Genomic DNA, 22062 nt, shown 5'->3' on the forward strand with positions numbered 1-22062 from the left:
GATGACGATTCATACCGTAGCGGTCATTGGCAGCGGCATTATGGGCGCAGGCATTGCCGAAGTAGCGGCCAGCCACGGGCATCCGGTTCTGGTGTATGACATCAACGCCGATGCCATCTCCCGCGCCATCGACGGCATCCGCGGCCGTCTCGAATCCCGCGTAGCGCGCGGCAAGCTGGGCGCACACGACGCTGAACAGACGCTACTGCGCCTGGTGCCGGTCACTGACATTCATTCGCTGGCGGTGGCGGACCTGGTGATTGAAGCCGCCTCTGAACAGATGGCGGTCAAAAAAGCGCTGTTCACTCAGCTGGCAGAGATCTGCCCGGCGAAAACGCTGCTGACCAGCAACACCTCGTCCATCTCCATTACCGCCATTGCCGCCGACCTGCGCCACCCTGAGCGCGTGGCGGGGCTGCACTTCTTTAACCCGGCACCGGTGATGAAGCTGGTGGAAGTGGTGAGCGGGCTGGCGACCTCTGAAGAGGTGGTGGCCCAGTTGATGGAACTGGCAACACGCTGGGGCAAGCAGCCAGTGCGCTGCCACTCCACGCCGGGCTTTATCGTTAACCGCGTGGCGCGTCCGTACTACGCTGAAGCCTGGCGCGCGCTGGAAGAGCAGGTTGCCGCGCCGGAAGTTATCGACGCCGCGCTGCGCGAAGGTGCTGGCTTCCCGATGGGGCCGCTGGAGCTGACCGACATGATCGGCCAGGACGTCAACTTCGCCGTCACCTGTTCCGTTTTCAACGCCTTCTGGCAGGAGCGCCGCTTCCTGCCGTCGCTGGTGCAGCAGGAGCTGGTGCTGGCCGGGCGTTTCGGTAAGAAGAGCGGGCAGGGCGTCTACAACTGGCGCAACGAAAAGCCTGCGGTGAACTGGTTTGAGCATGTCGCTGGTAGTGACAGTGTCACGCAACAGCAAAAGAGAAGTGACGGTGTCACCGATATCGGCGGCGTACTGTTGATTGAAACTCAGGGTGAGACCGCCCAGGCGCTGGCGAACCGCTACGCCCAGCCGGTGGTGGTGTTCGACAGACAGGAGGCCGACGTGACGGTGATTGCCGCCGCCGCCAGCAACCCGACCGCCGCCACCCTGAAAGCGGTGGGCTATTTCCAGCAGCAGGGCAAGCGCGTGCTGCAGGTGGCGGATTATCCGGGCCTGATTATCTGGCGCACGGTGGCGATGATCGTCAACGAAGCCCTCGACGCCCTGCAAAAAGGGGTCGCCAGCGAACAGGATATCGATACCGCCATGCGCCTCGGGGTGAACTATCCGCGCGGTCCGCTGGCGTGGGGAGAACAGCTTGGCTGGCAGCGTCTGCTTATCCTTCTGGAAAACCTGCAACGCCACTACGGCGAAGAGCGTTACCGTCCTTCATCCCTGCTGCGCCAGCGCGCGCTTCTGGAGAGTAGCTATGAGTCATAACGCCTGGCGCAACGCCCGCGCCATGTATGAAAACGATGCCTGCGCCCAGGCCTATGGCATCGACATTATCGAGATGGATGACGGCGTCGCGGTGCTGACCATGACCGTCACGCCGCAGATGCTCAACGGCCATAAAACCTGCCACGGCGGCCAGCTCTTTACCCTCGCCGATACCGCCTTCGCCTACGCCTGCAACAGCCAGGGGCTGGCGGCGGTGGCCTCGGGCTGCACCATTGATTTTGTTCGCCCGGCGTTTGCCAGTGACAGGCTCACCGCGAAAGCGCAGGTGCGTCATCAGGGCCAGCTGACCGGCGTGTACGACATTGAAATCGTTAACCAACAACAAAAAACCGTTGCCCTGTTCCGTGGGAAATCCCACCGCATCGGCGGCACGATCACAGGAGAAGCATAATGCGTGACGCCTTTATTTGTGACGGGATCCGTACCCCCATCGGCCGCTATGCCGGTGCGTTGTCTGGGGTTCGCGCGGACGATCTCGGCGCTATTCCGCTGCGTGAGCTGCTGGCGCGTAACCCGGGTCTGGATGCGGAGCGCATCGACGATGTGATCTTTGGCTGCGCCAACCAGGCGGGGGAAGACAACCGTAACGTGGCGCGCATGTCCCTGCTGCTGGCCGGGCTGCCGCAGACCGTCTCCGGCACCACCCTGAACCGCCTGTGCGGCTCTGGTCTCGATGCAATTGGCTTCGCGGCCCGCGCCATTCGCGCCGGTGATGGCGACCTGATGATTGCCGGGGGCGTGGAGTCGATGTCCCGCGCGCCGTTTGTGATGGGCAAAGCCACCAGCGCCTTCCAGCGCCAGAATGAAATTTTTGATACCACCATCGGCTGGCGTTTTGTGAACCCGCTCATGGCGCAGCAATTTGGTTCTGACAGCATGCCGGAAACGGCAGAGAATGTAGCGGAATTGTTAAGAATTTCCCGGGAAGACCAGGACGCCTTCGCGTTCCGCAGCCAGCAGCGTACCGCTCAGGCCCAGGCCAACGGCATTCTGGCCCAGGAGATTGTGCCGGTGATGATTAAGGGCAAGAAAGGGGCAGTCACCGAAGTGATGCATGACGAACATCTGCGCCCGGACACCACTCTGGAGATGCTGGCCGGTCTGAAAGCCCCGTTCCGCGCGGGCGGCGTGGTCACCGCCGGTAACGCGTCCGGCGTGAACGACGGTGCCGCGGCGCTGATTATCGCCAGCGAAGAGATGGCGGCGGCGCAGGGCTTAACCCCGCGTACCCGCATCGTGGCGATGGCCACCGCCGGGGTTGAGCCGCGTCTGATGGGGCTGGGTCCGGTGCCCGCCACCCGCCGCGTGCTGGAGCGCGCCGGGCTGAGCATCAACGATATGGACGTTATCGAACTGAATGAAGCCTTTGCTTCCCAGGCGCTGGGCGTCCTGCGCGAGCTGGGGCTGGCGGACGATGCGCCGCACGTTAACCCTAACGGTGGCGCGATTGCCTTAGGCCATCCCCTGGGGATGAGCGGAGCCCGTCTGGCGCTGGCCGCCAGCAACGAGTTGCACCGTCGTAAAGGGCGCTATGCGCTGTGTACGATGTGCATTGGTGTCGGTCAGGGCATTGCCATGATCCTTGAGCGTGTCTGAACAATTATAAAAATGTGAGTACCCTACTATGACAACGACAACTGCAACGACAATGACATCGACAACAGCGCTTGATGCCATCGAAACCGCCTCCCTTGATGAGCTGCAGGCCCTGCAAACCGAGCGCATGAAGTGGACCTTAAAACACGCGTATGAAAACGTCCCGATGTACAAACGCAAGTTTGATGCGGCGGGCGTTCACCCTGACGATTTCAAAGAGTTAGCGGATATCCGCAAGTTCCCGTGCACCACCAAGCAGGATCTGCGCGACAACTATCCGTTTGATACCTTCGCGGTGCCGATGGAGCAGGTGGTGCGTATTCACGCCTCCTCCGGCACCACCGGTAAACCGACCGTGGTCGGCTACACGCAAAACGACATTGATAACTGGGCCAACATTGTGGCCCGCTCCCTGCGCGCCGCGGGCGGCAGTGCGAAAGACAAAATTCACGTTGCCTATGGCTACGGCCTGTTCACCGGGGGGCTGGGCGCGCACTACGGTGCCGAGCGCCTGGGGGCAACGGTGATCCCGATGTCCGGCGGCCAGACCGAGAAGCAGGCCCAGCTGATCCGTGATTTCCAGCCGGACATGATCATGGTGACGCCATCCTACTGCCTTAACCTGATCGAAGAGCTTGAGCGCCAGATGGGCGGCGATGCCAGCAAATGCTCCCTGCGCGTCGGCGTATTTGGTGCTGAACCCTGGACTCTGGCGATGCGCCGCGAAATCGAAAAACGCCTCGGCATTACCGCTCTGGACATTTACGGCCTGTCGGAAGTGATGGGCCCGGGCGTGGCGATGGAATGTATCGAAACCGCCGACGGCCCGACCATCTGGGAAGATCACTTCTACCCGGAGATCGTCAACCCGAACGACGGCACGCCGCTGGCGGACGGTGAGCAGGGCGAACTGCTGTTCACCACCCTGACTAAAGAGGCGCTGCCGGTGATCCGCTACCGCACCCGCGACCTGACCCGTCTGCTGCCGGGCACCGCCCGCACCATGCGCCGCATGGATCGCATCAGCGGTCGCAGCGACGACATGCTGATTATTCGCGGCGTGAACGTCTTCCCGTCCCAGCTGGAAGAGGAGATCGTCAAGTTTGAACACCTGTCGCCGCACTACCAGCTTGAGGTGAACCGTCGCGGTCATCTTGATTCGCTTTCCGTGAAAGTGGAGCTGAAAGAGAGCAGCCTGACGCTGACCCACGAGCAGCGCTGCAACGTCTGCCATCAGCTGCGCCACCGCATTAAATCGATGGTGGGGATCTCCACCGACGTGACCATTGTGAACTGCGGCAGCATCCCGCGTTCCGAGGGCAAAGCCTGCCGCGTCTTCGACCTGCGCAAGGCTGCCGCCAACGGCTGATCCTGACCTGCTGGCCCTCTCCGTATTGGGGAGGGTCAGGCTTGCGGGGCTATGCTATGATTCATCCGACAAAATAATCACAACAGAATGAATCACATGAGTAAACTCGACGCCTTTATCCAGCACGCGGTCAGCTCCGTTCCCGTCAGCGGCACCTCGCTGATCTCCTCCCTGTACGGTGATGCCCTGTCCCATCGCGGGGGGGAAGTCTGGCTGGGAAGCCTGGCGGCTCTGCTGGAGGGAATGGGATTCGGCGAACGCTTCGTGCGTACCGCGCTGTTCCGTCTTAACAAGGAGGGCTGGCTGGATGTGGTCCGCATCGGTCGCCGCAGCTTCTACCGGCTGAGCGACAAAGGGCTGCGCTTAACCCGCCGGGCCGAGACCAAAATTTACCGCGCCGAGCTTCCGGCCTGGGATGGCAAGTGGCTGCTGCTGCTCTCCGAAGGGATGGACAAAGCCACCCTGGCAGATGTGAAAAAGCAGCTGATCTGGCAGGGATTTGGCACCCTGGCGCCGAGCCTGATGGCGTCGCCGTCGCAACAGCTGGCAGATGTACAGACGCTGCTGCATGAAGCGGGCGTGGCGGACAACGTTATCTGCTTTGAGGCCCACTCGCCGCTGGCGCTCTCCCGCGCCGCGCTGCGCGCCCGGGTGGAGGAGTGCTGGCAGCTCAGCGAGCAGAACCTGATGTATGAAACCTTTATCGACTCGTTCCGTCCGGTGCTACCTCTGCTGCGCGAGGCCACGCCGGAGGAGCTGACGCCGGAGCGCTGCTTCCAGATCCAGCTGCTGCTGATCCACTTTTATCGCCGGGTGGTGCTCAAGGATCCGCTCCTGCCGGAAGAGTTACTCCCGTCACACTGGGCAGGCCAGACGGCCCGCCAGCTGTGCATCAACATTTATCAGCGCGTGGCGCCAGGGGCGCTGGCGTTTGTCAGTGAGAAAGGGGAAACCTCGGTCGGCGAACTGCCGTCGCCGGGCACCTCTTACTGGCAGCGCTTCGGTGGCCTGACGCCCGCGTAACGGAGGTTATGTGCCTGTATATCAAATCGATGGTCTGACACCGGTTGTGCCACAAGAGAGTTATGTCCACCCGACGGCGGTGCTGATTGGCGACGTGATCCTCGGCAAGGGGGTTTATGTCGGGCCTAACGCCAGCCTGCGCGGAGATTTCGGGCGCATCGTCGTCAAAGACGGGGCCAACATTCAGGATAACTGCATCATGCACGGCTTCCCCGAGCAGGACACGGTGGTGGAAGAGGAGGGGCATATCGGGCACGGTGCCATTCTGCACGGCTGCGTGATCCGACGTAACGCGCTGGTGGGAATGAACGCGGTGATCATGGACGGAGCAGTAATTGGCGAAAACAGCATCGTCGGCGCGGCGGCCTTTGTGAAAGCGAAGGCGGAAATGCCTGCCGACTATCTGATTATCGGCAGCCCGGCCAAAGCCATCCGCGTGCTCAGCGAGCAGGAAAAAGCGTGGAAAAAGCAGGGCACCCGCGAATATCAGACTCTGGTGGATCGCTGCAAACAGACGATGCATCAGGTCGAACCGCTGCACGAGGCGGAGCCGGATCGTAAGCGGCTGGTGTTTGACGAAAACCTGCGGCCGAAATCGGCCAGCTAAGAGTTAGCCCTCTCATCCGAGAGGGCTAAAAGGTGCATTGAGATCCAGCCTGCTAATGGGATACGCGGGGATTGCTCCCCGCGTTTTAGCTACTTCTTCGATTCGTAAGCGAGAACAGCTTTAAACTCCATACCACGTTCTTTTACGCTCAACTCACATAAGGTTTCGCGTACAAGAAGCGTAAATCCCAGCACTGTGCAGCACAGCACCACAATTGCCACAAGGGCGTACTTTGTCAGCATGTTATTGCCTCCTTGCTCAGAAGGGGCTAACATCCAACTTGCTAGGTTTTGGATGGTAGCCCCAGGTGGATTGAAAAATCTCCTGGGGCTTTTTACTGTCCAGCCTACGGCAAGTTTGCCTGAGGTTGAACAGCCTCAAGCACCCGCCGGCATAATAAGGATTTCTTTGAAGATGCGCAGATTACAGCGCTGATTCTACGAGGCGTCTCGTAAATGCAGGGGACAGCAGGGGAAATAAAAAAACTCCCACCGGGCGGTGGGAGTGGGAAATCTTATGCAGCAACCAGGCTGTCGATAGCGGCTTTGGCGTCGGTCTGGGCTTTCGTCGCCACTTCCGGACCGTAAGCGATACCTTCAGCGAACACGAAATTCACGTCGGTGATACCGATGAAGCCCAGGAACAGGGACAGATACGGGGCAACCAGGTCGGTTGGGGTATCTTTGTGAATACCGCCACGGCTGGAGAGCACGATCGCACGTTTACCGGTCACCAGACCTTCTGGTCCTTTCTCGGTGTAGCGGAAGGTTACACCTGCACGCGCCACCAGGTCGAAATAGTTTTTCAGCTGCGTCGGGATGTTGAAGTTGTACATCGGCGCGTTAATCACGATCACGTCGTGCGCTTTCAGCTCGGCAATCAGCTCATCAGAGAGCGCCAGCGCTTCCTGCTGACGTGGGGTCAGTGGAGCATCGCTCGGACGCAGCGCGCCAACCAGTTCGCCATCCAGTACCGGTACCGGCTGAGCGGCCAGATCGCGGACGGTGATTTCGTCAGCGCTGTGCTGTTCACGCCACTGTTCAACGAAATAATCAGACAGCTGACCAGACTGAGAGTACCCTGCCAGAATACTGGATTTAAGAACTAATACTTTGCTCATGGGTGATTCCTTTGTTGTATTTGATGAGGGGGGTTACCCCGTTGCTTGATGACACTCTATTCACAATCCTGTCGCAGGGATAGCGCAATATATCGAAGCCTATGTTCGAAATTTTTGAATAAGGCGCAAAAACCGTCAATGTGGTACTCTATATCAATCATTAAAAAGAGATTTTATCCGGCAGTGCACTGCCCGTTAACGCTATGACAGAACAACAGAAATTAACCTTCCCGATGCTTATGCAACAGCTTGATACGCTGATGCTGCGTGACAAACAGCGCTTTGCCCGCCGTCTGCACGGGGTGAAGAAGGTTAAAAATCCTGATGCACAACAGGCCATTTTCCAGGAGATGGCGAAAGAGATTGAACAGGCGGCAGGTAAGGTCGTGCTGCGCGAAGCCGCGCGCCCGGCGATCGTCTATCCGGAAAACCTGCCCGTCAGCCAGAAAAAGCAGGAGATCCTCGAAGCCGTGCGCGATCACCAGGTGGTGATTGTGGCGGGGGAGACCGGCTCCGGTAAAACCACCCAGCTGCCAAAAATCTGTATGGAGCTGGGGCGTGGGCTGAAGGGGCTGATCGGTCACACCCAGCCGCGTCGTCTGGCGGCGCGGACCGTGGCAAACCGAATTGCCGAAGAGCTGCAAACCGAGCCGGGCGGCTGCATCGGCTATAAGGTGCGCTTCAGCGACCACGTCAGCGACAACACCATGGTCAAGCTGATGACCGACGGGATCCTGCTGGCGGAGATCCAGCAGGACCGGATGCTGATGCAGTACGACACCATCATCATCGATGAAGCCCACGAGCGCAGCCTGAACATCGACTTCCTGCTGGGCTACCTGCGCGAGCTGCTGCCGCGTCGTCCGGATCTGAAAGTGATCATCACCTCGGCGACCATCGATCCGGAACGTTTTTCGCGCCATTTCAACAACGCGCCGATTATCGAAGTCTCCGGTCGTACCTATCCCGTTGAAGTGCGTTACCGCCCGATGGTGGAAGACGCCGACGACACCGAGCGCGATCAGCTGCAGGCCATTTTCGACGCGGTGGACGAGCTGGGGAATGAAAGCCCGGGCGATATTCTGATCTTTATGAGCGGCGAGCGCGAAATCCGCGATACTGCCGACGCGCTCAGCAAGCGCGACCTGCGCCATACCGAGATCCTGCCGCTGTACGCGCGTCTCTCCAACAGCGAGCAGAACCGGGTGTTCCAGTCCCACAGCGGCCGCCGCATCGTGCTGGCGACCAACGTGGCGGAAACCTCCCTTACCGTACCGGGCATTAAATATGTGATTGATCCCGGCACGGCGCGCATCAGCCGCTACAGCTACCGCACCAAGGTGCAGCGCCTGCCGATTGAGCCGGTATCCCAGGCCTCGGCCAACCAGCGTAAAGGCCGCTGCGGACGCGTCTCGGAAGGGATCTGTATTCGTCTCTATTCGGAAGACGATTTCCTGTCGCGTCCTGAGTTTACCGACCCGGAAATTCTGCGTACCAACCTGGCATCGGTCATTCTGCAGATGACCGCTCTTGGGCTCGGCGACATCGCCGCTTTCCCGTTTGTGGAAGCGCCGGACAAGCGCAATATCCAGGACGGCGTGCGCCTGCTGGAGGAGCTGGGGGCGATCACCACCGACGAGCAGGCCACCGTTTACAAGCTGACGCCAATGGGCCGCCAGCTCAGCCAGCTGCCGGTGGACCCGCGTCTGGCGCGTATGGTGCTGGAGGCGCAAAAACACGGCTGCGTGCGCGAGGCGATGATCATCACCTCGGCGCTCTCCATTCAGGATCCGCGCGAGCGTCCGATGGACAAGCAGCAGGCGTCGGACGAGAAGCACCGCCGCTTCCACGACAAAGAGTCCGATTTCCTCGCCTTTGTGAACCTGTGGAACTATATCGGCGAACAGCAGAAAGCGCTTTCGTCGAACCAGTTCCGCCGTCAGTGCAAGCTGGATTTCCTCAACTATCTGCGGGTGCGCGAGTGGCAGGACATCTACACCCAGCTGCGCCAGGTGGTGAAGGAGCTGGGCATTCCGGTGAACAGCGAGCCGGCGGAGTACCGCGAAATTCATATCGCGCTGCTGACCGGTCTGCTGTCGCATATCGGTATGAAAGATGCCGACAAGCAGGAGTTCACCGGGGCGCGTAACGCCCGGTTCTCTATCTTCCCGGGTTCAGGTCTATTCAAGAAGCCGCCGAAGTGGACGATGGTGGCCGAGCTGGTGGAGACCAGCCGCCTGTGGGGGCGCATTGCCGCGCGTATCGACCCGGAGTGGGTCGAGCCGGTAGCGCAGCACCTGCTGAAACGCTCGTACAGTGAACCGCACTGGGAGCGGGCGCAGGGGGCGGTGATGGCGACCGAGAAGGTCACCGTTTACGGCCTGCCGGTGGTGGCCGCGCGTAAGGTCAACTACAGCCAGATCGATCCGGCCCTGTCGCGTGAACTGTTTATCCGCCACGCGCTGGTGGAGGGCGACTGGCAGACCCGTCACGCCTTCTTCCGCGAAAACCTCAAGCTGCGCAGCGAAGTGGAGGAGCTGGAACACAAAACCCGCCGTCGCGATATCCTGGTGGATGACGAGACGCTGTTTGAGTTTTACGACCAGCGCATCAGCCACGACGTGGTTTCTGCGCGCCACTTCGACAGCTGGTGGAAAAAGGTCAGCCGCGAGACCCCGGACCTGCTCAACTTTGAAAAGAGCATGTTGATTAAAGAGGGGGCGGAACAGGTCAGCAAGCTGGATTACCCGAACTTCTGGCATCAGGGCAACCTCAAGCTGCGCCTGAGCTACCAGTTTGAGCCGGGGACCGATGCCGACGGCGTCACCGTTCACATCCCGCTGCCGCTGCTCAACCAGGTGGAGGAGAGCGGCTTTGAGTGGCAAATTCCCGGCCTGCGCCGCGAGCTGATTATCGCCCTGATTAAATCGCTGCCCAAACCGGTGCGGCGTAACTTTGTGCCTGCGCCGAACTATGCCGAGGCGTTCCTGGGGCGCGCCACGCCGCTGGAGCTGCCGCTGCTGGATTCCCTGGAGCGCGAGCTACGCCGCATGACGGGCGTCACCATCGACCGGGAGGACTGGCATTGGGATCAGGTGCCCGATCACCTGAAAATCAGCTTCCGGGTGGTGGACGACAAAAACAAAAAGCTGCAGGAAGGCCGTTCCCTCACCGATCTGAAAGAGGCGTTGAAAGGTAAAGTACAGGAGACCCTGTCTGCCGTGGCCGACGACGGAATCGAGCAGAGCGGGCTGCATATCTGGAGCTTTGGTCAGCTGCCGGAAAGCTACGAGCAGAAGCGCGGCAATTACAAGGTGAAAGCCTGGCCAGCGCTGGTGGACGAGCGCGACAGCGTGGCGATCAAGCTGTTTGATAATCCGCAGGAGCAGCAGCAGGCGATGTGGCGCGGGCTGCGCCGTTTGCTGCTGTTAAACATCCCGTCGCCGATCAAGTATCTGCATGAGAAGCTGCCGAACAAAGCCAAGCTGGGGCTCTACTTTAACCCGTACGGCAAGGTGCTGGATCTGATCGACGACTGCATCTCCTGCGGCGTGGATCAGCTGATCCACGCTGCGGGCGGCCCGGTGTGGACGGAAGAGGGCTTTGCGAAGCTGCACGATAAGGTGCGCGCCGAACTCAACGAGACGGTGGTCAACATTGCGAAGCAGGTCGAACAGATCCTGACTGCGGTGTTCAACATCAATAAACGCCTGAAAGGGCGGGTGGATATGACCATGGCGCTGGGTCTGTCGGACGTGAAAGCGCAGATGGCGGGGCTGGTCTATCGCGGGTTTGTCACCGGCAACGGCTACAGGCGTTTAGGCGATACGTTGCGCTATTTACAGGCGATTGAAAAGCGTCTGGAGAAGATGGCGATCGATCCGCACCGCGACCGGGCGCAGATGCTGAAGGTGGAAGCGGTGCAGCAGCGCTGGCAGCAGTGGCTGAACAAGCTCCCGCCAGCCCGCCGCGATGACGAAGACGTCCAGGAGATCCGCTGGATGATCGAAGAGCTGCGCGTCAGCTTCTTTGCCCAGCAGCTTGGGACGCCGTATCCGATCTCCGATAAGCGTATTTTGCAGGCGATGGAGCAGATCTCAGGGTAAAACCCTGCCCGGTGGCGCTGCGCTTACCGGGCCTACATGGTTTTTGCGGATGCATGTGGCACCGGTGGTAGTTCCGTTCACCTTACGTTTCTTGCTTCTCTGTTAATCCTGAACCTGTGAACGTGCCAGGGTGGCTCAATCGCCACCACCCTGGCTACCCGGGCTCCCGGCAAGAAAATCGCCGCTTCGCGGTGCCCTCAGCTTATTCCTTCAGGCTTTCGGGTCGGGCACCAGCCTGCATCCCTGCAGGCTATACCCTCTCGGCGCATCCCTGCGCCTCGCCCCGGCCTTCCGGAAACGCTTCGGCGATTTTCAGCCGGACAAGGGTGCCGCTGTAAGTCATGATTCCCGTGATACTCTCTCATTGCGTTAAAAGTTGACGGGCCGGGTTTTGTAGGCCGGGCAAGCGTAGCGCCGCCCGGCGGTTTTTACCCGTTCACCAGCGCCAGCGTAAACCCATCCCAACCCTTCACACCTACCGTCTGTAACGCGGTTGCGGTCAGGCGCGGATTGTCACCGATCATCTCGATAAACCGCCGCACACCGTGCACGCGGGCGTCGTCGCTCTGGCCGTTGATCACTTCCCCGTCGCGCACCACGTTGTCGCCGATAATCAGCGTCCCCGGCCGGGAGTAGTGCAGCGCCCACTCCAGATAGCCAGGATTATTGGGTTTGTCGGCATCAATAAAAATCAGGTCAAAAGGCGGGATGTTATCGAAGCGCTCAAGGGAGAGCAGGGCCGGGCCTTCAATCAGCTCGATACGCTGATCCAGCCCCGCCAGATGAATATTCTGACGCGCAACGGCGGCATGCGCCGGGTCGGCTTCCAGGGTGATCAGCTTGCCATCAGCGGGCAAGGCGCGCGCCATCCAGATGCTGCTGTAAGCTCCCAGCGTGCCAATCTCCAGAATGCGCCTCGCCTGGGACATGCGCACAAACAGCGCCAGCAGTTGCCCCTGATTGGCGGCGACGTCGTGGGCCGGTAAACCTGCTCGCTGGTTATTCTCAAGGACCTTCTGCAGCACCTCATCATGAGGAATAAGCTCGGAAATCATGTAATTATCTACGGCAGACCACTGTTGTTGCATAGATTGACCCCTTAGTGTGAGAGCATTGCCCGGTGGCGCTGCGCTTACCAGGCCTACGAAATCCGTAAGCCCGTGCAAGCGCAGCGCCGCCGGGCGTTTTACACCGACCATCCACCGCCCAGCGCCTTATACAGATCGATCTGCGCCAGCAGAAGGTTATTTTTCGCCTGCACCACGCTGGTCTGCACCGAGAACAGCGTGCGCTGGGCGTCCAGCACGTCCAGATAAGACGAATAGCCGTTGTTATAGCGGTTCTGGGCGATGCGCAATGTCTCCTGGGCCACATCCTGCTGCGCCACCAGCTCAGTGAGCTGCTCGCCGTAACGGGCGATGGCATCCAGGCTGTCGTTCACCTCTTTAAAGGCGTTACGCACCGTTTTCTCATAGCTGTAGAGCGCCTGGTTGCGCTGGGACTGGCCGATATCCACCTGGGCGTTCAGCGCCTGGCGGTTCAGCAGCGGGGCCAGAATACTCCCGCCGATGCTCCACAGCTCCAGCGGGTTATCCAGCAGGCCGGGCAGGGTGCGATCCTGAATCGATCCCGTCGCCGTGAGGTTGATCGACGGCAGCAGGCTGGCGCGCGAGGCGGCAAGAGTGGCATCCGCCGCGATAAGCTGGCGTTCCGCCTGCACAATATCAGGCCGACGATTAAGCAGTGATGACGGCAGCTGCGACGGGATACGCAGCGGCGTCAGGGTGTCGAAATCCGCGCTGCGGGCAATGGAGCCCGGATTGCTGCCGAGCAGCAGGCTGAGGGCATTCTCCTGGCGGGCAATCTGGTTCTGCACCTGCGGGATCTGGGCCCGGGTCGAGCGCAGTTCCGAGTCGGACTGCATCAGCTCCAGGCGCGAGCTATAGCCGGTCTGATACTGCCGCTGCGCCAGGTTAAAGGCCTCTTCCCGTGCTTTCAGGGTCGACTGCGTGACCTTAAGCTGCTCGTCCAGCGCCAGCAGGGTGACGTAGCCCGATGCCACCGACGACGCCACGGTCAGATCCGCTGCCGCCGCGGCCGCCTTTTGCGCCTCGAGGGTCGCTTGTGCGGCATCGCTGGTGCGGCGGTTCACGCCCCAGATATCCACGTCATAGCTGGCGGTCAGGCTGCCTTTATAGAGCGCGCCGTAAACCGGCAAACCGGTCGCCGCCGACTGGGAGCGGGCGCGACCCGCGCTCAGGTCAGCATCCAGCGTCGGAAACAGGCTGCCGTCGGCGGCATACACCCGGGCCTGATACTCGTTGATCCGCTCCCGGGCGATCAGCACGTCGCTGTTGTTGCGCAGGGCCTGGTCAACGTAGTGGTTGAGCTGGCTGTCGTGAAAATTGCGCCACCACATCTGCTCTGCCGGGCTGGCTGGGCCACTCGAGGCTCGCCACTGGGCGGGGATCTGCAACGTCGGTTTTGCCGGGGCGACATCCACCGACTGACAGCCGCTCAGGGCGGCGGCAATCATCACGGCAACGAGTGGGCGGCGGATCATTTTGCCTCCCGGGTATCAATCGTCACCTGCACCGACATCCCCGGGCGCAGCAGGGCCGACTCCTCCGGCTTGCCGAGCACCTCGATGCGCACCGGAATACGCTGGGCAATCTTGACGAAGTTCCCCGTGGCGTTATCCGGCGTAATGGCGCTGAACTCCACCCCGGTCGCCGGGGAGATGCTCTGCACCCGGCCCTCGTAGGCTTTATCGTTCAGGGCATCAACGGTGAATTTCACCGGCTGGCCGACGCGCAGGTTCGCCAGCTGCGTCTCTTTGATATTGGCGATCACCCAGTGCTGCGGCGGCACCAGGGTGGTGAGATGGGTTCCGGCGGTGACGTAGGCCCCTAAGCGCACGGCAATCTGCCCGAGCTGGCCGTCGCGCGGGGCGACGATGCGGGTGTTTTGCAGGTCGATCTGCGCCAGTTCGAGCGCCGCCTTCGCGTTCTCGACATCCGCCTCCAGCGCGGCGCGGTTAACAATGGCGGTTTGCAGATCCTGGCGCGACATCTCCAGCGTGGCCTTTGCCTGGTCGATGTCGGCGCTGCCCTGGGCGGCGCTTGCCAGAGCGGCATCCCGCTCACGAATCGACAGCGAGCCGTCGGCGGTCAGGTCCTTCACCCGCTTTAAGTCGGCCTGGGTCTTCTGGCTCTGGGCCCGGGCGTTTTTCAGCGCCGCATCGTTACGCTGGATCACCGCCTCGGCGCTTTTGCGCTGTTGCAGGTTGTTGTTCAGGGTGGCTACCTTCATCGCCAGCTGGGCCTCGGCCTGATGCACGCGCTGGCGGTAGATGCGGTCGTCAATCTGCAAAAGCAGGTCGCCTTTCTTCACCCGCTCAAAATCCTGCACCTTGACCTCGGTGATATAGCCGTTCACCTGCGGGCTGATAAAGGTGGTCTGGCCGCGCACGTAGGCGTTATCGGTGAACTGGACATGGCGGGTAAACGGCGGTAGCTGCCAGGCGTAGAGGATCACCAGCACGCCGACGATGCCGATGGCGGCAGCGGCGAACACTGACACCACGCGCAGATTATTACGGGTATTGGCCTGCTCTTTAGCGGCATCCTGCTGACTCATAACTTCTCCAGAAACATCATTAATTTTTTATCCATTATTGACTGCCGGTGGCCTTTTTCAGCGCCAGACGGGCAGTAATGCGCAGCCGCAGCAAGCGCCATAAAATCCACACCAGCGTGGCGGTGGCAATGCCAGCCGTCAGAAGATAAGTATCGTTGTAAGCGAGAATATTTGCCTCCAGCGTGCTGGCGTTCTGCAGCTGCAGCGTGGACTGCACGCTCACCAGCGCATCGTCGCCAATCAGGCTGCGGTACATCTGGCTGTAAATCTGCAGGCGCTCGTTGACCAGCGGATTCAGGCTGGTGAGCTGTTCCGCCAGCAGGCTGGAGTGGTACTTCTCACGCCAGGTCTGGAAGGTGCCGAGAATGGCCGACCCCAGCAGGCCGCCGATGTTCTGGCTCATGCCGAACAGCACCGAAAAACTGACCAGGTTCCGCGGGTCGGCAATCACCCCGCCAATCCCGGCCAGCATCGCCGGGGCGAGGAAGAAGGCGCTGCCGAACCCGAGCAGGAACTGGCTCAGCATCAGCTGATCCGGGCGGGTGAGGCTGGTGGACTGGCTGTCGAGCAGCGAGGCGATAATCATCAGCACCAGCGAGGTGATAATCGGCCAGGCGAGCTTTGTGGGTTTGATGGTCAGGCAGCTGGCGGCGATACCGCAGGCGATCCCGGCAAAAATCGACCACGCCAGATGGGTCATCTGCTCGTTTTGCAGGCCGACATACTGCAGCCAGCCGATCACCCCGGTGTTCTGCTCCGCCAGCACGATGCGGATCAGCAGCATAATCAGCCCCAGGCGCACAATACTGCCGCTGGAGAGCCAGCGCGTATTCAGCAGCGGGTTGCTGCGGTTATGCTCAAAAACGATGGCTGAGACAATCAGCACCAGCGAACCCGCCAGCGCCCAGCCGATCCACGGCGCTTCAAACCACCAGTCGAGCCGCCCCAGGGACAGCACCGCGCACAGCAGCGCCATGCCCGGCGCCAGCAGAATAAAGGTGATGAAGTCCTTCTTCTCGAACACCTGGCGCCGGTCGCCCGGGGGCAGCTTGAGGGCGATCACGCAGCCCAGCGAGATAAGCGCCAGACCGAGCTCAAAGAGATACAGCCCGCGCCACTCGTCCAGCTGCAGCAGTTCGGTGGAGAACAGCCGCGCAATGGGGATCGCCAGCGAGGAGCCGGTGATGCCGATGGTCAGGGCTTTGAGACGGTGTTTCGCCGGCCAGGCCTGGATCTGATAGTAGATCCCGAGCGAGCTGAGCGCGGCGGCCACCATACCGTGGGCGGCGCGCACCATCAGGGCCGAGCTGAGATCGTTAACAAAGAGGTGAAAAAAGGTCACCAGCACATACAGCACCAGGAACCCTTCGGTGAAGGCGCGCAGGCCAAACTGCTGGCGAAACTTCACCAGCAGCAGGTTGATCGACACGTTGGTCATCACGTAGACCGCCGGGAGCCAGGCGATCTCGGTGGACCAGGCGGCAAAGGTGCCCTGTAAATTTTGCAGGTTGGCGGCGACCATCGCATTGCCCAGCGCGCCGGTCAGACAGACCAGTAATCCCACCACGCCATAGGCGATACGCTTCGGGGTGCTGTGCACCGGCGTGGAGGGGGAGCCTAACAGCATCGGCTTTTCGTGAGGCTGCCACTCGCGAGGAGCATAGGGGTCGCGTTGGGGCAGGCGCATAGCGATAAATACCTGTGATGTGAATGAATAGTTAGTGGGCTAATGATTCTACGTCTGACGCAATGTCTGATTCAAGTGAATATGATAACGGCGGGTTAAGCAAATGTGAGAGGGAAGTTCAGGAAAAAGCGGCCAGCAGGGCTGGCCGCCTGATGATCAGAGTTCGTGAGTTTGCGCGTTAATCACCGGGGCGCGCTTCACCCGGCTGGCGCAGAAGATGGCAATCAGCGAGATGGTCACCGTCACCCCCAGATACCAGGCCACCGGCACCCAGTCGCCGTTATATTTCGCCAGCAGGCCGGTGGCAATCAGCGGTGCGGTACCGCCCGCCAGCGCGGCACCCAGCTGATAGCCGAGGGTGATGCCGGTATAGCGCACGTTGGCAGTGAAAATCTCCGAGCACAGCGTACCCAGCACCGCGGTGACCGGGGCCCACAGCACCCCGAAGGCGATCACCGTCGCCAGCACAATGCCCCAGGTGGTGCCGGTATTGAGCAGCATAAACCACGGCACGATAAACAGGCCGAGGATAAAGACGCTGACGGCATACATCCGCTGGCGACCGACCTTATCCGACAGCAGCCCCATCAGCGGGATCATCACGGTGGCGACCAGCGCCCCGAGGGTGACCGCCTCCAGCGCCTGCGACTTCTGGTAGCTGAGCGTCGTGGTGGCGTAGCTCACCACAAAGGTTGAGAAAATGTAGAACGGCGCGGTTTCAACCACCTTCAGCCCGGCGGCGATCAGCACTTCGCGCCAGTGATATTTAAGGGTGTCACGCAGGGGGGCTTTTGCCACTTTGCCGGAGGATTTCACCTTCTTAAACTCCGGCGTTTCGTCGATATCCTTGCGGATCCACAGGCCCAGCAGCACCAGCACCGAGCTCAGCAGGAACGGAATTCGCCAGCCCCAGGAGAGGAAATCCTCCTCGCTGAACAGGGTCATCAGCGAGACGATAAAGGTGGCCATCAGCATGCCGATGGTGACCCCCGCCTGCGGGATGCTGCCGAAGAAGCCTTTACGCTTTTCAGGGGCGTATTCATAGGCCAGCAGCAGGGCGCCGCCCCATTCGCCGCCGATCCCCATCCCCTGAATGATACGCATCAGGATCAGCAGGGCCGGGGCCCAGAGGCCAATCTGCTCATAGGTGGGTAGCAGCCCAATCATCACGGTTGCACCCCCCATCAGCGACAGGGTTAAGACCAGCGTTTTCTTGCGCCCAATGCGATCCCCGATGTGGGCGAATATCACGCCACCAATGGGGCGGATAAAAAAGGTTAATGAGAACGAAAGATAGGACAAAATCAGGCCGATGACCGGGTCGACCATCGGGAAGAAGATCTTATTAAAGACCAGCGCGGCGGCAGTGCCGTAGAGAAAATAGTCAAACCATTCAATGGCGCTGCCGGTGAGGCTGGCGACCAGCACCTTTTTATTTTTACGTAGAACTGCGGCACTGCTTTCGTGTTGTTGTGTCATAACCGTGATCCCGCCCAGTGGATGATGAAGCGGGTGACACCCGGCGCGCTTCGGGTGCAACCCGATAAAGGAAAAAGGTTGTCGAATTGTTAAGCAACTTAGGGAGGGCTGTTACTTTTGGCAAGCGGCGAAATGTCAAAACTGGTCAGATCACGGTGAAATAAGCAGCTATCGATGCTGACAGGTGCGATATTTCTGGCGCTTAATTTTTTTATCAGGGTAGATTGCAGCATATAATGCAGGTGCAACCTGCTGATTTTTGGACGTTTCTGGTTATTTCAGTTTAATGACTATTCTTATAAGGTAACTGCCGATTTGGCTTTCAGAGGGATCCTCTGTTAAGCGACGGCCCGCGCGTTACCCTGAACGTAAATGCTGCAAGGAGGTAACGATGAGTCTCACGATCTTCCCATCCCTGCCGGATAAAACCCTGGCTGCGGTGAATACCGTCGGCCACTGGCTTGCCGAAGATAACCTGCCTTACAATCCGCCCGCGCTCCGGGCCAACCTGGTGGTGCTGGCCGGTAACGCGGTGATCCCCGCCATCGACGCGGCCTGCCGTCTGGCGTCGGAGCTTGCCGTGCCGTTGCTGATCAGCGGCGGGATAGGCCATTCCACCACCTTTTTATACGCCGCCATTGCGCGACACCCGCGCTACAACAAAGTACGCACTACCGGCAAAGCCGAAGCCACCATTCTGGCGGAGATCGCCCGGGAGTTCTGGCATATTCCGCCCGAGCGCCTGCTGGTGGAAGACCAGTCCACCAACTGCGGTGAAAATGCCCGCTTCAGCGCGGCGATGATTTCGCATCACCATTTGCCGGTGAAGCGCGGGATCGTGGTGCAGGACCCGACCATGCAGCGCCGCACCATGGCGACGTTTGCCCGCGTCTACCGCGATAAACCGGATGCCCCGGAATGGACCAGCCACCCAGGCGTCGTGCCGCAGCTGCAAAACAGCGATGACGGTCTGGCGTTTCGCGGCGGCGGTAAGGGGCTGTGGCCCGTCGAACGCTATCTGTCGCTGGTGCTGGGTGAGCTCCCGCGCCTGCGGGATGACATTAATGGTTACGGCCCGCTCGGCCGGGATTTCATTGTACATGTGGATATTCCTGCCGAGGTGGAGGCTGCCTGGCAGATCCTGCGCAATGACGCCGTCCTCACCGAGGCGCTGGCCAGCCGCTCTCTGCTGTAACCCCTTGCCCGTTTGCGATGAGTTTCACGCAAACGGGCAACCCTCTGTTGCCGGAATGTAATACTTTTCTCCTGCTGACCCGTTTCTTTTATGAGATGTCTCACAAAAACAGCGCGATACGCTGGGATTGAGGATCGGGATCTGTAGTTTTTAACAATAATTTTACTTGTTAAAAACAGTGCAATTACAGGAGCGAGTCATGACAGTACCCGTACAACATCCTATGTATATCGATGGACAGTTTGTTGCCTGGCAGGGTGATGCCTGGATTGATGTGATCAACCCGGCCACCGAAGAGGTCATTTCCCGTATTCCCGACGGTAGCGCTGAAGATGCCCGCAAGGCGATCGACGCTGCCGAACGCGCCCAGGATGCCTGGGAGGCGCTGCCAGCCATCCAGCGTGCGGGCTGGCTGCGTAAAATCGCCGCAGGCATTCGCGAACGCGCCAGTGAAATCAGCGCCCTGATCGTGGCCGAAGGCGGCAAGATCCAGCAGCTCGCCGAGGTCGAAGTCTCCTTCACCGCCGACTATCTCGATTACATGTCAGAGTGGGCGCGTCGCTACGAGGGCGAAATTATCCAGAGCGATCGTCCGGGCGAAAACATTCTGCTGTTCAAACGCGCGCTTGGCGTCACCACCGGCATCCTGCCGTGGAACTTCCCGTTCTTCCTGATTGCCCGCAAGCTGGCCCCGGCGCTGCTGACCGGCAACACTATCGTTATCAAGCCGAGCGAATTTACCCCGAATAACGCCATCGCCTTCGCGAAAATCGTCGACGAAATTGGCCTGCCGAAAGGGGTCTTTAACCTGGTGCTGGGCCGGGGGGAAACCGTAGGCCAGGAGCTGGCGGGCAACCCGAAAGTGGCGATGGTCAGCATGACCGGCAGCGTGGGCGCGGGGGAGAAGATCATGGCTGCCGCCGCGAAGAACATCACCAAAGTGTGTCTGGAGCTGGGCGGTAAAGCCCCGGCCATCGTGATGGACGATGCGGATCTGGAGCTGGCGGTGAAGGCGATTGTCGACTCCCGCGTGATCAACACCGGGCAGGTATGTAACTGCGCCGAGCGCGTGTATGTGCAGAAGGGCATCTACGACCGCTTTGTAAACCGCCTGGGCGAAGCGATGAAAGCGGTGCAGTTTGGCAATCCGGCCGAGCGCAACGATGTCGCCATGGGGCCGCTGATCAACGCCGCGGCGCTGGAGCGCGTTGAGCAGAAAGTCGCTCTGGCGGTAGAGCAGGGTGCGAAAGTGGTGCTGGGCGGTAAAGCGGTGGAAGGTAAGGGCTATTTCTATCCGCCAACGCTGCTGCTCGACGTGCGTCAGGATATGACCATCATGCACGAAGAGACCTTCGGACCTGTGCTGCCGGTGGTAGTGTTTGACACCCTGGAAGAGGCGTTGAAGATGGCTAACGACAGCGACTATGGTCTGACGTCCTCTATTTACACCCAGGACCTGAACGTGGCGATGAAAGCCATTAAAGGGCTTAAGTTCGGCGAAACCTACATCAACCGCGAGAACTTTGAAGCGATGCAGGGCTTCCACGCGGGCTGGCGTAAATCGGGGATCGGCGGGGCCGACGGCAAGCACGGTCTGCACGAGTACCTGCAGACCCAGGTGGTGTATTTGCAGTCGTGATAAACATGCCCGGTATTTCTCCCTCTCCCTGTGGGAGAGGGCCGGGGTGAGGGCATCAGGCCGCATAGCCGCCAACATGCCCGGCGGCGCTGCGCTTGCACGGGCCTACGTGTCCGATGCCGGTTGTTGGTTTTGTAGGCCGGGTAAGGCGAAGCCGCCGCCCGGCGTTACAGGTTTACACCTTCGTCGAAATCCAGTTCATCATCAATTCCGGCCAGATGGCGACCGGCAGGCCCTGGGCATCGCGGATGCCGAACCCGTGCTTTCCACGCTCGAACAGATGCATCTCAACCGGTACCCCCGCGCGGCGCAGGGCGCTGTACATCGCCAGGCTGTTCTCAACTTTTACCGCCGGATCGTCGGCAGCGTGTAGCAGGAAGGTCGGCGGAGCGTCGCGGGTCACGCGCGTTTCCAGCGAATAGCGCTGGATCTGCTCCTCGCCAGGGTTATCGCCCATCAGCTCATGCCGTGAGCCCGGGTGGTAATGTTCGCCCTGCATGGTGATCACCGGATAGACCAGCGCCATAAAGGCCGGTCGGGCAGAGCACTCGTCGACGGCGTCAAGCGGGGCGTATACCGCGTCGTCATGACGGGTGCCGAGGCTTGCCGCCACGTGGCCGCCCGCCGAGAAGCCCAGCACCCCAATGCGCGCCGGGTCCAGCTTCCACTCCCGGGCGCTGGCGCGAATAACCCGCATGGCGCGCTGCACGTCCGCCAGCGGCGCGTCGGCACCCTCTTCATGACCGTCTCCCGGCATACGGTAGGTCATCACAAACAGGGTATAGCCGCGTGCGTTGAAGAAGGAGGCCAGCGCGCTGCCCTCTTTATCCAGCACCACGCGACGCAAGGAGCCGCCCGGCGCCACCAGAATGCCGACGCCGTTAGGTTTGTCCGGCGCATAGACGGTTATCTGTGGCGAGCGGATGCCGGTAACGGCGCGATCGTAGTCGGAGGTGCCGGTGTGGCGGGGTTCGGGGGTAAAAACGGCGTCGCTGGTGCGCGCGCCGGGCGCTTCAGGGGTGGGCCAGATACTAAAGGTTACCGAGCGGCCAACGGCCTGCGCCATGTTCTGTTCTAATGTTTCGCGGCTCAGTGCTTCCATAATAACGCTCCCTCTCTGGAAAGCGTTTGTTATATCAGGGTTAACGAATTGAAACT

17 protein-coding genes are annotated in these 22062 nt (G+C 60.5%); 9 read left to right on the plus strand and 8 right to left on the minus strand.

Features of this window, described 5'->3' with window-relative positions; translation table 11 throughout:
- Nucleotide 1 precedes the first annotated feature (1 nt).
- The 6 genes from paaH (at nucleotide 2) to paaY (ending at nucleotide 6039) form a co-directional block, all read left to right on the plus strand.
- Nucleotides 2-1423 (plus strand): 3-hydroxyacyl-CoA dehydrogenase PaaH, encoded by a 1422-nt coding sequence (paaH, locus tag K5I40_RS04520; RefSeq protein WP_223075784.1) that lies wholly within the window; start codon nucleotides 2-4, stop codon nucleotides 1421-1423.
- Nucleotides 1413-1835: a hydroxyphenylacetyl-CoA thioesterase PaaI gene (paaI, locus tag K5I40_RS04525; protein WP_039028520.1), complete on the plus strand. Its 423-nt coding sequence runs from the start codon at nucleotides 1413-1415 to the stop codon at nucleotides 1833-1835. Before paaH ends, paaI begins: the two co-directional genes overlap by 11 nt.
- A complete protein-coding gene (gene pcaF, locus K5I40_RS04530; protein WP_223075783.1) occupies nucleotides 1835-3040 on the plus strand; it encodes a 3-oxoadipyl-CoA thiolase in 1206 nt (401 codons plus the stop codon). The genes paaI and pcaF overlap by 1 nt, the downstream gene beginning before the upstream one ends.
- A gap of 52 nt (nucleotides 3041-3092) precedes the next feature.
- Nucleotides 3093-4409 carry a phenylacetate--CoA ligase PaaK gene (paaK, locus tag K5I40_RS04535; RefSeq protein ID WP_139565263.1) on the plus strand — a complete coding sequence of 439 codons (1317 nt, stop codon included), beginning with the start codon at nucleotides 3093-3095 and terminating at the stop codon, nucleotides 4407-4409.
- An 87-nt stretch (nucleotides 4410-4496) separates the two neighbouring features.
- Nucleotides 4497-5432 carry a phenylacetic acid degradation operon negative regulatory protein PaaX gene (paaX, locus tag K5I40_RS04540; RefSeq protein ID WP_223075782.1) on the plus strand — a complete coding sequence of 312 codons (936 nt, stop codon included), beginning with the start codon at nucleotides 4497-4499 and terminating at the stop codon, nucleotides 5430-5432.
- Nucleotides 5433-5442: 10 nt separating this feature from the next.
- Entirely contained in the window at nucleotides 5443-6039 is a 597-nt protein-coding gene (paaY, locus tag K5I40_RS04545; RefSeq protein WP_039028524.1) for a phenylacetic acid degradation protein PaaY, read from the plus strand.
- An 89-nt stretch (nucleotides 6040-6128) separates the two neighbouring features.
- Here the strand turns inward: paaY and K5I40_RS04550 are convergent, their stop codons facing one another.
- Nucleotides 6129-6281 carry a Hok/Gef family protein gene (locus tag K5I40_RS04550; RefSeq protein WP_039028525.1) on the minus strand — a complete coding sequence of 51 codons (153 nt, stop codon included), beginning with the start codon at nucleotides 6279-6281 and terminating at the stop codon, nucleotides 6129-6131.
- 272 nt (nucleotides 6282-6553) lie between these two features.
- On the minus strand, nucleotides 6554-7159 hold the full coding sequence (gene azoR, locus K5I40_RS04555; protein WP_138369136.1) for an FMN-dependent NADH-azoreductase: 606 nt from the start codon (nucleotides 7157-7159) through the stop codon (nucleotides 6554-6556).
- 203 nt (nucleotides 7160-7362) lie between these two features.
- On the opposite strand from azoR, the gene hrpA reads away from it, so the two are divergent.
- Nucleotides 7363-11265: an ATP-dependent RNA helicase HrpA gene (gene hrpA / locus K5I40_RS04560; RefSeq protein ID WP_039028527.1), complete on the plus strand. Its 3903-nt coding sequence runs from the start codon at nucleotides 7363-7365 to the stop codon at nucleotides 11263-11265.
- Between the two features lie 428 nt (nucleotides 11266-11693).
- Here hrpA and K5I40_RS04565 read toward each other — a convergent pair whose 3' ends face one another.
- The 5 genes from K5I40_RS04565 to K5I40_RS04585 all read right to left on the minus strand — a co-directional run bounded on the left by K5I40_RS04565 (nucleotide 11694) and on the right by K5I40_RS04585 (nucleotide 18070).
- Entirely contained in the window at nucleotides 11694-12353 is a 660-nt protein-coding gene (locus K5I40_RS04565) for an O-methyltransferase (RefSeq protein ID WP_223075781.1), read from the minus strand.
- 98 nt (nucleotides 12354-12451) lie between these two features.
- Complete coding sequence (locus tag K5I40_RS04570) at nucleotides 12452-13828, minus strand: efflux transporter outer membrane subunit (protein ID WP_223075780.1); 1377 nt, start codon at nucleotides 13826-13828, stop codon at nucleotides 12452-12454.
- Entirely contained in the window at nucleotides 13825-14904 is a 1080-nt protein-coding gene (locus tag K5I40_RS04575; RefSeq protein WP_138369131.1) for an HlyD family secretion protein, read from the minus strand. The genes K5I40_RS04570 and K5I40_RS04575 overlap by 4 nt, the downstream gene beginning before the upstream one ends.
- A gap of 34 nt (nucleotides 14905-14938) precedes the next feature.
- Nucleotides 14939-16591: an MFS transporter gene (locus K5I40_RS04580; protein WP_375540658.1), complete on the minus strand. Its 1653-nt coding sequence runs from the start codon at nucleotides 16589-16591 to the stop codon at nucleotides 14939-14941.
- A gap of 156 nt (nucleotides 16592-16747) precedes the next feature.
- Nucleotides 16748-18070 (minus strand): MFS transporter, encoded by a 1323-nt coding sequence (locus tag K5I40_RS04585; RefSeq protein ID WP_223075779.1) that lies wholly within the window; start codon nucleotides 18068-18070, stop codon nucleotides 16748-16750.
- 391 nt (nucleotides 18071-18461) lie between these two features.
- Between K5I40_RS04585 and K5I40_RS04590 the strand changes: the two genes are divergently transcribed.
- Entirely contained in the window at nucleotides 18462-19265 is an 804-nt protein-coding gene (locus K5I40_RS04590; protein ID WP_223075778.1) for a YdcF family protein, read from the plus strand.
- Nucleotides 19266-19464: 199 nt separating this feature from the next.
- Nucleotides 19465-20904, plus strand: a complete 1440-nt coding sequence (gene aldA / locus K5I40_RS04595; protein ID WP_223075777.1) for an aldehyde dehydrogenase — start codon at nucleotides 19465-19467, stop codon at nucleotides 20902-20904.
- Nucleotides 20905-21079: 175 nt separating this feature from the next.
- On the opposite strand, the gene K5I40_RS04600 is transcribed toward aldA, so the two are convergent.
- On the minus strand, nucleotides 21080-22006 hold the full coding sequence (locus tag K5I40_RS04600; RefSeq protein WP_223075776.1) for an alpha/beta hydrolase: 927 nt from the start codon (nucleotides 22004-22006) through the stop codon (nucleotides 21080-21082).
- Nucleotides 22007-22062: the final 56 nt, after the last annotated feature.

It is taken from the genome of Leclercia sp. LTM14, from assembly GCF_023736175.1.
Classification (GTDB): Bacteria; Pseudomonadota; Gammaproteobacteria; order Enterobacterales; family Enterobacteriaceae; genus Enterobacter; species Enterobacter barmai.

What these genes read in the sequence shown, in the direction of transcription:
- hrpA (WP_039028527.1), top strand. Translation starts at nt 7,363, where the DNA reads ATGACAGAACAACAGAAATTAACCTTCCCGATGCTTATGCAACAGCTT.
- K5I40_RS04580 (WP_375540658.1), bottom strand. Translation starts at nt 16,591, where the DNA reads ATGCGCCTGCCCCAACGCGACCCCTATGCTCCTCGCGAGTGGCAGCCT.
- pcaF (WP_223075783.1), top strand. Translation starts at nt 1,835, where the DNA reads ATGCGTGACGCCTTTATTTGTGACGGGATCCGTACCCCCATCGGCCGC.
- paaX (WP_223075782.1), top strand. Translation starts at nt 4,497, where the DNA reads ATGAATCACATGAGTAAACTCGACGCCTTTATCCAGCACGCGGTCAGC.
- K5I40_RS04570 (WP_223075780.1), bottom strand. Translation starts at nt 13,828, where the DNA reads ATGATCCGCCGCCCACTCGTTGCCGTGATGATTGCCGCCGCCCTGAGC.
- paaK (WP_139565263.1), top strand. Translation starts at nt 3,093, where the DNA reads ATGACATCGACAACAGCGCTTGATGCCATCGAAACCGCCTCCCTTGAT.
- K5I40_RS04575 (WP_138369131.1), bottom strand. Translation starts at nt 14,904, where the DNA reads ATGAGTCAGCAGGATGCCGCTAAAGAGCAGGCCAATACCCGTAATAAT.
- azoR (WP_138369136.1), bottom strand. Translation starts at nt 7,159, where the DNA reads ATGAGCAAAGTATTAGTTCTTAAATCCAGTATTCTGGCAGGGTACTCT.
- K5I40_RS04590 (WP_223075778.1), top strand. Translation starts at nt 18,462, where the DNA reads ATGAGTCTCACGATCTTCCCATCCCTGCCGGATAAAACCCTGGCTGCG.
- K5I40_RS04585 (WP_223075779.1), bottom strand. Translation starts at nt 18,070, where the DNA reads ATGACACAACAACACGAAAGCAGTGCCGCAGTTCTACGTAAAAATAAA.
- paaI (WP_039028520.1), top strand. Translation starts at nt 1,413, where the DNA reads ATGAGTCATAACGCCTGGCGCAACGCCCGCGCCATGTATGAAAACGAT.
- K5I40_RS04565 (WP_223075781.1), bottom strand. Translation starts at nt 12,353, where the DNA reads ATGCAACAACAGTGGTCTGCCGTAGATAATTACATGATTTCCGAGCTT.
- K5I40_RS04550 (WP_039028525.1), bottom strand. Translation starts at nt 6,281, where the DNA reads ATGCTGACAAAGTACGCCCTTGTGGCAATTGTGGTGCTGTGCTGCACA.
- paaH (WP_223075784.1), top strand. Translation starts at nt 2, where the DNA reads ATGACGATTCATACCGTAGCGGTCATTGGCAGCGGCATTATGGGCGCA.
- K5I40_RS04600 (WP_223075776.1), bottom strand. Translation starts at nt 22,006, where the DNA reads ATGGAAGCACTGAGCCGCGAAACATTAGAACAGAACATGGCGCAGGCC.
- aldA (WP_223075777.1), top strand. Translation starts at nt 19,465, where the DNA reads ATGACAGTACCCGTACAACATCCTATGTATATCGATGGACAGTTTGTT.